At 36.1% G+C, this 12337-nt stretch carries 10 protein-coding genes and 1 pseudogene; 8 read left to right on the forward strand and 3 right to left on the reverse strand.

From position 1 onward, the window contains the following. Window positions 1–697 (forward strand): penicillin acylase family protein (locus AB3X49_RS11015; RefSeq protein ID WP_367962031.1); only part of this gene is annotated, 697 nt, incomplete at its 5' end. Between the two features lie 259 nt (window positions 698–956). Here the strand turns inward: AB3X49_RS11015 and AB3X49_RS11020 are convergent. The 3 genes from AB3X49_RS11020 to AB3X49_RS11030 form a co-directional block, all read right to left on the reverse strand. Then, window positions 957–2744, reverse strand: a complete 1788-nt coding sequence (locus tag AB3X49_RS11020; RefSeq protein WP_367962034.1) for a response regulator — start codon at window positions 2742–2744, stop codon at window positions 957–959. A 113-nt stretch (window positions 2745–2857) separates the two neighbouring features. Further along, the gene (locus AB3X49_RS11025; protein WP_002084562.1) at window positions 2858–3436 is read right to left on the reverse strand and encodes a sensor domain-containing protein; all 579 of its coding nucleotides are present in this window, start codon (window positions 3434–3436) and stop codon (window positions 2858–2860) included. 203 nt (window positions 3437–3639) lie between these two features. Next, the gene (locus tag AB3X49_RS11030) at window positions 3640–4977 is read right to left on the reverse strand and encodes an erythromycin esterase family protein (protein ID WP_367962037.1); all 1338 of its coding nucleotides are present in this window, start codon (window positions 4975–4977) and stop codon (window positions 3640–3642) included. A 360-nt stretch (window positions 4978–5337) separates the two neighbouring features. Between AB3X49_RS11030 and AB3X49_RS11035 the strand changes: the two genes are divergently transcribed. The 7 genes and pseudogenes from AB3X49_RS11035 to AB3X49_RS11065 all read left to right on the forward strand — a co-directional run bounded on the left by AB3X49_RS11035 (window position 5338) and on the right by AB3X49_RS11065 (window position 12207). After that, window positions 5338–6225: a CPBP family intramembrane glutamic endopeptidase gene (locus AB3X49_RS11035; protein ID WP_367962040.1), complete on the forward strand. Its 888-nt coding sequence runs from the start codon at window positions 5338–5340 to the stop codon at window positions 6223–6225. A gap of 403 nt (window positions 6226–6628) precedes the next feature. Then, window positions 6629–7696 (forward strand): annotated as a pseudogene (locus AB3X49_RS11040) (glycoside hydrolase family 113). An 88-nt stretch (window positions 7697–7784) separates the two neighbouring features. Then, window positions 7785–7976 carry a DUF378 domain-containing protein gene (locus tag AB3X49_RS11045; RefSeq protein WP_002084566.1) on the forward strand — a complete coding sequence of 64 codons (192 nt, stop codon included), beginning with the start codon at window positions 7785–7787 and terminating at the stop codon, window positions 7974–7976. 209 nt (window positions 7977–8185) lie between these two features. Continuing rightward, on the forward strand, window positions 8186–9268 hold the full coding sequence (gene serC, locus AB3X49_RS11050) for a 3-phosphoserine/phosphohydroxythreonine transaminase (RefSeq protein WP_367962043.1): 1083 nt from the start codon (window positions 8186–8188) through the stop codon (window positions 9266–9268). Window positions 9269–9280: 12 nt separating this feature from the next. Next, on the forward strand, window positions 9281–10453 hold the full coding sequence (locus tag AB3X49_RS11055) for a 3-phosphoglycerate dehydrogenase family protein (RefSeq protein ID WP_367962045.1): 1173 nt from the start codon (window positions 9281–9283) through the stop codon (window positions 10451–10453). Between the two features lie 13 nt (window positions 10454–10466). After that, complete coding sequence (locus AB3X49_RS11060; protein WP_201039465.1) at window positions 10467–11714, forward strand: DUF1015 domain-containing protein; 1248 nt, start codon at window positions 10467–10469, stop codon at window positions 11712–11714. 115 nt (window positions 11715–11829) lie between these two features. Then, window positions 11830–12207, forward strand: a complete 378-nt coding sequence (locus tag AB3X49_RS11065) for a hotdog family protein (protein ID WP_367962048.1) — start codon at window positions 11830–11832, stop codon at window positions 12205–12207. Window positions 12208–12337: the final 130 nt, after the last annotated feature.

The following is a 12337-nucleotide window of genomic DNA, read 5'->3' on the forward strand; positions in this document are numbered from 1 at the left end:
AAATAAAGCATCTTTAAATGAAGTAAAGAAAGAAGGCGTAAAACAATTAACAAAGTGGAATTTTTACGATAGTAAAGATGAAGCTGCACCATTAATATTCCATTTGTTAATGAAAGAGATTTCGAATACGTTATTTTCAAAAGAAATACCGAAAGATGTGATGGAGTTATTTGAAGGGAAGTCACAAGTTGTTGATGAATTGATTCGAAAAGAAGTAGCAGGAGAAAATAGCGCTTGGTTTACGAAGTACGGAGGGTTCACGAAAGTTGTGCATACATCGTACGAGAATGTAATGAAAAAATTACAGAAGGAATATGGACCCGATGTTGCAGAGTGGAAGTGGGGCGATTACCATCAACTTGCTTTTACACATCCAATTTCGAGATCATCTAGTATGTTAGCATTACTTGCATTTAATCGTGAGAAACCAGTTCCAATTGGCGGAAGCCAAGTTACCGTTCAAGCAGCGAGTTATGGAGATAACGGTATTGTAAATCATGGGGCTTCTTGGCGATTCGTTATTGATACGAAAGATATGTCAAACGGTTATCATATAGTGGGGCCGGGACAGTCAGGACATTTTAGAAGCGATTGGTATCATGATCAAATAGATGATTGGGTGAACGGTGAGTATCATACGACTACTTTAAATACAGATGGAATTGAAGGGGAAGTATTAACTTTACAGCCGAAGTGATAATATTTCCACTGATGAAAACTGTTAAATTAGAACATAACCAAGTTCTTAAATAATTTTAAAAGCCTACTATCAGTTAAATTGATAGTAGGCTATTGTATTTTAGAGAATAAGATTCAATGATTTTATTATGACAAAACAGTAAGTGTTTTAACATTTACTTATACGATAACGGACCTTATTTACTCTGTTACAAAAGAAACCACACAAAGCGTTCTGTTTTTTTGTTACTCATTGGTATATACCGCAAAACATTTTGTTATTCAATAATTCCAATTTCTAGAGCCTTTTGAACAGCTTCTTCTTTGTTACGGACTCCTAGCTTTGTATAAGCTGTGGAAGCATAATTTCTGACCGTACCATTCGATAAATATAACCTTGATGCTATGGTAGTGTATCGAAGTCCTTTTGCTACTAGCTGCAATATTTCTATCTCTCTAGCTGTTAGCTCATAAGCAGTTGCTTTTGATTGTGGTGTCTCGATTTGCTCATCAAACTTCTCAAATATTTTGTGAGACATTCCCTGATCAATCAGTGTCCCACCTTTGTGAATAAGTCGGATCGTATTAGCTAGCTCCAATGTTTCAATAGATTTGAGTGAAAAACCATCCGCACCGTTGCGAAGTGATTCCAACGCCTGTTCGGTATCCTGAAAAGTTGTAAAAATCAATACGCGGATATGTGGCCATTGTTGCTTAATCTTTTTGGTTGCTTCGACTCCATCCATGTGCTGCATATCTAAATCCATAAGTATAACGTGGGGTTGAAGGCGCCCACACAAATCGATGGCTTGATTGCCATCCTCAGCCAAACCGACTACATTTAAATCTTCATATCTATCGAGTAGTGTCCTCAAACTTTCCCGAACAAATGGCTGGTCGTCTACAATTAACAAACGAATAAGTCCATCTTTTATTTCAGTTTGTCGCGGTATGGTACATGTAACAAGCATTCCTTCCTCTGGCTTTGTATATACAGACAATTGACCTTGCAAATTCATTGCCCGTTCTTTCATCGCATTCATACCGAAGCCTTCCTGCCATTCTACATTTCCTTTTCCGTTATCTTGAACTTCTAACCTGGTATATTGTTGTTCAAACTGCAATGAAACTATAATTTCAGTCCCCTGACCATGACGTACTGCATTTGTAAGAGATTCTTGTAAGCAACGAACGAACGCTATCTTCGCTTGCCGAGACAATTGATATTCCTCTCCGTATGCCCGAAAACTTACAGTAACCTGAGCGTGCTCCTGAAATTCGGCTCCAAGATTTTGTAGAGATTGAATTAAGGAGGGCGATTGACACGGAGACTCCATTTGATGTAGGTAACCTCTCACGTCCTCGATGCTTTTACGTCCCATTTCAAGCAGAGAATCTAGCCTCTGTATACCCATTTCAGTAGCAAGTTCGGTGCGCAACGTTTCCATCCCCATAATAATAGAAGTATAAGCGTGACCAACGGTATCATGAAGCTCGCTCGACAGCCTGTTCCGTTCTTCTGCCAGTGTAATGCGTTCAATCTGAGACATATATTGCTCAAGTACCGCGTTTTGTTTACGAATTACTTCATTTTGCTTATGATTGGCGATTAATAAATGAAAAGCGAATCCCATTACATAAGCGAATCCATAGTAGGTGACCATAGTCCAATAGCTATTACTTGGCGCAACAGCATAGAAAATTCCAGTTGTTATAAAAACTGTTGTTGGAGCTGTCCAATAATAGGACAAATGCTTACTATTTGCTGCGATAAGAAATACCGATATAAGAAAGATATTGTAAGCTTCTGGAAATAAAGAGGTTAAGAATATACATAGTCCACCATATAGCAATATTTCTGTGAATAAGTAATATTTATAATTGAATAGTAAGGCTACCCATGGAATAGAGAAGGCAATAATTTCCCAAATAATAATAATCCAAAGTGGTAATGTTAAACCATCCTGGAAATTTAATGTTGCTAGGAGGGTAGACACACTAACAAGTAGACGGATTCCTAACATAATCCAATCATACCAAAACCAATATTTAACCATATCAAACAATTTATTTACCCCCTAAGTAGCCTTCTTTCTCATTTCCTATATTATAGAATAATCCTTCTTACATTGTTATATTTTTAAGTTTAAACTGCCTACTATTCGTAGACTACAAACTTCTATCGATTTAGTTGCTGAATCATACTGCGTGTATAACCTCCAAATTTTTTCGTTAAACCATCTACTATTTTAATACTTATGGCGGTAAACACTATACCGATAGACATTACAAGGAGTGACTTGGGAAAAGTATCTATCTGTATGAAAATAATATTCATATCGATGTATCGATACAATAGTGGTGCTAACAGGAACATAAGTGGCATTACATAAAAAATGATTGCACTAATGAGACTGAAAATGCCAATCACAAATTTCTGCATTAACCAAAAGACAGCAGACCAGGTGTGGCGATCCGTAAGTCCTAATTTTACTTGCGCCCAGTCCGATGTATCCGTTGTTACACTTCTATCGTAAGATTCTGTCGAAATATCAGTATAAATTTTCGTTTGTATGCGCTCGAATTGGATAAAGGGTGTGGTAGTTTGTAGTACGCGTATAACTAATGGAATCCCAACTACCGTAAATGAAAGGGTGAAACTGAATAGCAGAGCTATTAGATAAAAACAAAAATAAAACAAACCTGTAATGAAAGTTAGTAATAAAAAATAACCATTCTGGATGAATCTTGATTTCATAAAGCTCATCGCTCCTATCTATGTAATAAACGAATTATATTGCTTTTTTTGTCATTCTCACTAGTGTAAAAGTGTCATATGACATCTCTAAATGATGCTAAAAAGGGGAGAGTAACCTACTTCTGGTTAAAAAAGATGCTTATATTAATCTCCATAAAACAATCCCGTTCTTGCATCTGCAAGAACGGGATTGTTTTGTACTTTTATTTAATATGAGATGGACTTGTTTTTCGAATGTGAAAAATAATATCAAATTGCTCAAGCAATGATTTATCAAAGTATGCCGATTCGTTTGGGAATATTTGTCCCCCTATACTTAGTAATGGTCTTTTTGTTTTAACCCATTTCTCTGCTTGTCCTTTAAGGTGACGGTTATCCAATAAAAACATGTTATATGGTACTTTTCCGAGGGTATAGTTAAAACTATTTACATTTTGTGGAATCGTACCAGTTGTAATCTTACCTCCAGTAGAAGGATCATATTCGCTGTATAAGGTGAAATTCCCCTCCGTAGTTGTACTACCAATTGTGACATAATTAGTGTCTAAACGTCCCTTCAAAAATTGCCCCGCAACATAAGGGTATAATTTCTCATCGATAATTCCTTTAGCAATATGAATATTGTGTCCCCATACCATCGTTTTACCACCCAATGTCTCTTGTGCCCACATTGCATGATCGGCCAAGTATTGCTCATGTAGCTTTAACATACTTGGATAGTCGTTAGGAATTAGCATTGTGGTAAATTTCTCTATTGCACTTGCCGTTGCTTTCGCCCAGATGTACTCGGGTGAAACTATTTCTGTGTTGGTTTGTTTATTCTCATCTTTTAGTAATCGAGCTACTCTCTCAGCGTTTGCTTTGAACTTTTCTTTTATTTCAGGAGCAAGGTCCATATATTCCTGTGTACTTCCATTAAAAGCCGACAATTCTTTATAATTTTCTTCTACTTCTGCCAGCAAATCTGGTCGATGCAGCCTTACATAATCAATTACTTTATTAAAGCAACCTTGGTCCAATTCCTTTAAGTCGAGCCCAATAAATTGGATCTTTTTTTTATTGGATGGATCGGCATTATAATCTTTCATCCACTCAATCATGGCTATAATTTCATCAGTAGGATATAACAAGTTTAAAAATTCCCTAGGGTTTCCTTTTCCTGTTTGGATATATTCATTTAGCTTTAAGCCGTTTCCCCAATCTTCTTCCATTGTGAAATTTGTAAAACCCATCTCAGTAACTAAATATTTCACAAGTCGAAACTTCATAGTGAAAATTTCAGAGCTTCCATGAGTATTCTCTCCTAATCCTACATATTGTGCACTCCCAATCATTTTCTTAAGTGGTTTTAAATCTTCAAATGATTTTGACGGTTCTATCGTTTTTAATGGGTAAGCCTGTGATTGTATTGATTTAACTATATTTTTTTGGATTGATTGACCTGAATTTTCGACTGCTACTGTTTGAGCGTTTCCTACTTCTCCACATCCTGTGACTAATAAAGCTGTACTAACCATTGCAATTATTCTTTTCTTATTCATTTTTTTCCACCTCAATTGAATTGTTTTTAAAAGCGAGATTGATTCATGTACTTGCACGAATCAATTGCCTTAATTCAATTGTTATCTATCCCATATCATATTTTCTAGTTACATATTGTCATAAGGTTAATTGACACAGGTCATAGACTAATCATTACACTTTTGTACTATCGGCTATGACAACTTATAAATAATAATTACATTGATGAGTCGCAAGTAAGACTAGATTATAAATTTGGGAGGGATTTTAAAGATGAATTAATCTGTATGCCAAAATATTTTTATTCTAAGTTGTGTCTGTGGAAATGACAAGAAGTAAATTCGATAAACAAGTGAATTAAAGGGGAAGGGCGGATTACAATGATATTACACGCAAAATCGTTCCACAATAAAGATAAAATCCAACGTGCTAAAATAGGACTGCAACTCTTTCTGAGTATCTTAATCATTACTTTTATTATCCTAAATGTAGTAGTAATAATTACTAAAAGTATGCCGCTTATTGTGGTATATATGTTTACCCCAGCATTTTCTTCTATTTTGACTCGCATAATACTGAAAGAAGGGTTTAAAGATGTATCTTTTAGTCTCGGTAACTTAAAGATATGGAAGGGGATTGGTTTTGCTCTGCTAATACCTATGATTATTTGTGGAATTACTTATTCTATCGCCTGGTTGAGCGGGATTGCGGGGTTTCAGCATCCCGAAGGTGGTATGTTAGAACCAATCTACAATATACTTGGGCTTCAGTATCTAACGGCACCATTCAGTTTCATTTATCTAGTAGTATTGAGCGGCATTTTAGGAAGTTTGCTTAACTTAATCCCAGTTTTGGGAGAAGAAATGGGTTGGCGAGGTTATATGCTCACAAGGCTAGTCGATGCAGAGTTTTCACGGCCCATCCTTATTAGTGGATTGATTTGGGCAACGTGGCATGTTCCAATTGTTATTGCTGGTCTATATGTAGAGGGAACATCTGTCCTTCTTTCAGTACTTGGCATCTATTTTTGTATTGTGCCATTCAGTTATATTACAGCTTATTTACGACTTATCACAGGTAGCGTTTGGCCTTCGGTTATCATCCATACTACTTGGAATGCCATTATTCAAGGACCTTTCGCACGTGCAAGTACAGGATATCAAACTGAGATTTGGATTGGAGAATCTGGCTTGATAACTGCTCTTATTATCTTGATTACTGCAATAATTACGTCTCGAATAGCGAATTTTACCAAATATCATAATTAGGCGGATGTTATATACAAATATAATGGAGGTGTAATCATGAATATTCAAAGATATGAAAGTAATACGAATGAAGTAAGTGTAAAAGTAATACAAACAAAAAGCGAATATAGATAAAAATTTTTTGATACATTTATGAGTATAAAAATTTATTTATACGAAAAGATAGATGTGGTTAGATTATCAGAAAAAATTCAATAACTTCAATCGTGAAAAGATAAAAAAGGAGCGGAAATACGCTCTTTTTTTATTTACCTTACTATTTTTAGGCGGTTAGTATGGATAAGCGATGAATAAAGGATGAATAGCATTTTTATGGATGAAAATCAAACTCTTTTTTGTATGGAATATATGTGAAATGTTGTATAAAATAAGCAAGTATGCCAAAAATAATAGGGGGAAACTTGTGAAGAAAAGTAAGAGTTTAGTAAGTATTTTAGGAGTGTGTATCATGTTGTTTTCTTTTTGTTTCCAGGGAAATATATAGGCGGATGTAAATACTGTTCAATCTGGAAAAATAAAATCAGGAAACGTAACGGTATGGGAAGTAGGTAATGTAGCGAAAGTGTTAGCAGATGTAGAGCGCTTGAATTTAAATACGGTGAATGTACCTATTCAAGTAGATATTCCGGATGTGAATTCGGCTAATATGGTAATTAATCAGGCGCAAAAGGAACAAGCTATTATTTTAATTCAAGAATTATTAAAGCGTAATATACAAGTTATATTGGAGCCGTTTCCGTTTATTCAGCAAGGAAATATTGGAGAAACAGAGTGGAACCCTAGTAATATTAACGATTTCTTCTGGAATTGGAAAACGGTTGTTTTACAAGATATTTTTAATTCCATTACAAGTAAGTACAATATTTATGGGCTGAAAATCGCTTCTAATTTCGTGAATATGGAATATGCAGAAGGATATTGGAATGATACGATTAATTTTGTTCGCCAGCAGTATAAAGGAAATGTTTTGTATCAAATGAATTGGTGGTTAACTGCAAGTTGGGATCCTTCTTTTGAGGCGAAATTTAAAGAGAAAATAAATCGTCCGTATTTAAAAAAGGTGGACATTGTAAGTATTGATAGTTGGTTTGAAGTTTCAGGAAAAAGAAATCCGTCATACGAAGAAGTAAAACAAAGCTTATTTGCGACGACAGTATACAATCGGGGCCAAAATGTTGTTCAGCAACTTGAGACATTACATAAAACAACAGGAAAGCCAGTTTATTTTGGTGGATTTAACGTTCCAGCACGCGAACTTGGATTACAAAGCCCGTGGAACCCAGATGTTACGAATGTGTTTTCGAGAGATGTACAACTTAATGGGTGGCGTGCTTACCGAGATGTATTAGAAGCGAAGCCATATTTTAAAGGTTTTTCAATTTGGTTTATCGGATCTAATGATAGTAATCATTCATATCAAATACATAGTAAAGAAGCAGAGACAGTTATTAATGGCTGGTATCGAAAATAAATTTTATAAAATAGGTAAGTTTTAGAATCTATTACATATATTTTAGTGAAAGGCCTTTCACCATCTTATCACCTAGGGGGCAATCATAATGAAATTTTTGTCATACCTTACAGTAATTTTGGTGATTCTTGGCGGTTTGAATTGGTTGTTTGTGGCGTTAGATTATAATGTAGTTGAGAAATGGTTTGGTTCTATGCCGGCGCTTGTGGATACTATTTATTGGCTCTTTGGTCTTTCAGCTATTTATCAAATTTTCGATCGGTTCTTTACGAGTAAGTAGCTATTATACTTAATTACTAGAGTGTTAAGTACGATTATGTACTTAACACTTTTTTGTATGTTTATGAAAAGCAGGGTGCACATGCAAGCGATTCCATTGCGTCTTGCACCGTAATAACGGAAAACAAATTGACCGTGTATTGTATATAGGTTATAATTCAGAAAGTTTAAAAAACAATAAAAATGAGAAATAGGGAGGTTATCTGGGTGATGGAGAGAGTGTATAATTTTTCGGCCGGACCATCTATACTCCCTTTGCCAGTTTTAGAGAAAGTGCAAAAGGAGCTTGTAAATTATAACGGGACAGGCATGTCTGTTATGGAAATGAGCCATAGATCTTCTTATTTCCAAAGTATTATTGATGAAGCAAGTAGCTTACTTCGTGAATTAATGAACATTCCTGATGAGTATGAGGTTTTATTTTTACAGGGCGGTGCGTCATTACAATTTTCTATGATACCGTTAAATTTAATGAGTACGTATAAAAAAGCTGGGTACGTACTGACAGGTTCATGGTCTAAAAAGGCGCTGCAAGAAGCCGGAAAAGTAGGAGAAGTACAAGTGATTGCTTCTTCTGAAAAAGAGAAGTTTACTACGATTCCTAAAATGGATGATTTACCAAATGATGAAGAACTAGATTATGTACATATTACAACGAACAATACAATTGAGGGGACAAAATATGTGGATATTCCACATTTAGAAAGAGTGCCGCTCGTTGCGGATATGTCCTCAAATATTTTATCAGAACAATATGATGTTACGAAGTTTGGTCTCATATATGCGGGTGCGCAAAAGAATTTAGGGCCAGCGGGTTTAACGATTGTAATTATAAAAAGAGATTTAATTGGCAGTGCAAATAGTACTTGTCCTACGATGTTAAACTATGAAACTTACAGTGAAAATAACTCCCTATATAATACACCGCCAACCTTTAGTATTTATGTAGCAAAACTTGTACTAGAGTGGTTGAAAGAACAAGGCGGGGTATCTGCGATTGAAGAACAAAATAGAATGAAATCTTCACTTCTTTACAATTTTTTAGATGAATCTAAATTGTTTACTTCACCAGTTGATCCCACGTATCGGTCACTTATGAATATTCCGTTTACAACACCGTCAGAAGAGCTTAACAATCAGTTTTTACAAAAATCGAAAGAGCGCGGTTTCGTTACGCTAAAGGGACATCGTTCAGTCGGCGGTATGCGCGCTAGTGTTTACAATGCGATGCCAACCCAAGGTGTACAAGAATTAGTAGACTATATGAAGGAATTTGAGCTTGAAAATAGATAGGGAGATGGGGATATGTTTCGTGTTCAGACGTTAAATCAAATTGCCGAAAAGGGTTTGCAAATTTTTGATGGGAATCGCTATGAAATTGGAGACAAAGTAGGTCATCCAGATGGTATTTTACTTCGCAGCTATTCTTTACATGAAGAAGAGTTTTCAGAATATTTAAAGGCAATTGCAAGAGCTGGTGCCGGTGTAAATAATATTCCTGTTGAGCGTTGTACGGAAAAAGGGATTGTAGTATTTAATACGCCAGGGGCTAATGCGAATGCAGTGAAGGAACTTATTATCGCAAGCCTTATTATGTCTTCCCGTAATATTATAAATGGAGTGAGCTGGACGAAAGAGTTGGATGGAGAAGAAGTACCACAGCTTGTTGAAGCTGGGAAGAAGCAATTCGTTGGTTCAGAAATTGCAGGGAAACGTTTAGGTGTTATCGGTCTTGGCGCAATTGGTGCTTTAGTTGCGAACGATGCGTTATCTTTAGGGATGGACGTTGTTGGATATGATCCGTATATATCAGTTGAAACAGCATGGCGTCTTTCTACGCAAGTACAAAGAGCGTTTAGCCTAGATGAAATCTTTGCAACGTGTGATTATATTACACTTCATATTCCTCTTACGAACCAAACGAAGGGGATTATTGGTGAACACGCTATAGAGACGATGAAAAAAGGAATGCGTCTATTCAATTTCTCTAGAGGAGAACTTGTAGATGAAACAGCTCTTCAAAAAGCGTTAGAAGAAGATATTATTACACATTACGTAACGGATTTCCCGAATGAAAATGTGATAAAGATGAAAAATGTAACAGCAACTCCTCACCTTGGTGCATCTACGTCTGAATCTGAAGAAAATTGTGCAGTAATGGCTGCACGTCAATTACGTGAATATTTAGAGACAGGTAATATTCGTAATTCAGTAAACTATCCAAACGTAGAACTTCCGTACATTGGAAAAAAACGAATTACAATTATGCATCAAAACGTTCCGAACATGGTAGGACAAATTACAGGATGTTTAGCAGAACATCATATTAATATTGCGGATATGATTAATCGTAGTAAACACTCTTGGGCGTACACAATGATTGATATTGATAACGGAATTGATGATATAATGAAAGAGAATATTGTGGAAAATATAAGTAAAATCACAGGTGTTGTAGCCGTTCGAATGATTGTGTAAAGGAGAGAGAAACTTGGCAAAAATCCGACCGTTTCGTGCTATTCGTCCAGTAGAAGGTAAAGCAGCACAAGTAGCAGCTTTACCGTATGACGTATTAAATAGTGAAGAGGCAAGAGAAGTTGTAAAAGGGAATCCATATTCTTTCTTACACGTTGATAAAGCAGAAATTGATTTAGACCCGGCACTTTCACCGTACGATGATCGCGTATATGAAAAAGCGGGTGAAAATTTAAAGCAATTTATACAAGAAGAAGTGTTCGTTCAAGATGAGGAGCCAGCGCTTTACATTTATGAACTGACGATGCAAGGAAGAACGCAGTCAGGCCTTGTCGTTTGTACATCGATTGACGAGTATGAAGATGATACAATTAAAAAACATGAAAGAACGCGTCATGAAAAAGAACTTGATCGTATTCGCCACGTAGATGTGTGTGACGCAAATACGGGGCCAATTTTTTTAACGTATCGTACAAAAGAAGAAGTGAAACGTTTCATTGCAAACTGGAAAGAAGAACATGCGCCAATCTTTACATTTACAGCAGAAGATGGCGTTAGGCATGTTGCGTGGAAGATTGCAGATGAAGAAGTAATTGCCACTTTAGTAAACGCATTTGAAGATATTCCTAACTTGTACATTGCAGATGGACATCACCGCTCTGCATCAGCTGCAAAAGTAGGGCTAATGCGAAGAGAGCAATATCCGAATTACACAGGAGAAGAGGAATTCAATTTCTTCCTATCTGTTTTATTCCCTCATGATGAATTATCAATTTGGGACTATAACCGTGTTGTGAAAGATTTAAATGGCTTATCAGTAGAGCAATTTTTAAAGCAAGTTGCGCAATATTTTTATGTGGAAGAAGCAGGGGTTTCACCGTATAAACCAAATGAGCCAAAATCATTTGGAATGTATGTAAACGAGAAGTGGTATAAGCTCACTGTGAAAGAGGAAACGTTTGATGCGAATGATCTCGTTAAAGGTTTAGATGTATCTATTCTGCAAGATCATTTATTAAGCCAAGTACTTGAAATACATGATCCACGATCTGATTCACGCATTGATTTTGTCGGAGGAATCCGCGGATTAGAAGAATTAGAACGCCTTGTAAATAGCGGTGAATATAAAGCAGCGTTTTCATTATATCCGACATCAATGGAAGCTTTATTATCAATCGCAGACGCAGGGGAAGTTATGCCGCCAAAATCAACGTGGTTTGAACCGAAACTGCGCAGTGGGTTGTTTGTTCATTCGCTAAAGTAAATATAGACTTCTACAGTTTGGAAAAACCGAAATGATTTTTAATTTCGGTTTTTCTTTTGTAACAAATGGAACGTCAGTTTAATTAATTGTGGACTGTTTTTGAGGAGGGGTATGGATGAAACTGCAAGTAGGCGAAAAAATCACCTTTGGACGAACGTTTACAAAAGAAGATGTTGTTTTATTTACAGAAGTATCTAAAGATGAAGGTGTTCATCATGTTACACCAGATGAGCAGGGGAGATTTGTTGTACAAGGGCCGTTAACATCAACGCTGCCTACAAAAATTGGCGGTGACTATAACGTACTAGCTCGCAAGATGGATTTTGAATTTTTACGTCCTGTCTTTAGCGGTGATACGATTCGCTGTGACGTAACCATTGAACAATTTGAACCCGATGAAAAAAATCGCACAAAGATTATTGCAATGTTTATATGTAGGAATCAACTGGAAAAAGAAGTTATGAAGGGGAGTTTTTCGTGGATTATTCTTTAGTTAGTAGGAAAAGTAATGAATAGGTGGGGGGCACATGCCTCTCGGGCTTAGATTTTTAATTCCACCATAACGAAAATTTTATGCATTGCTGAATACTGATAATAAGACGTTATATAATATACTCTATTAT

Source organism: Bacillus sp. C30, from assembly GCF_040838255.1.
Classification (GTDB): Bacteria; Bacillota; Bacilli; order Bacillales; family Bacillaceae_G; genus Bacillus_A; species Bacillus_A mycoides.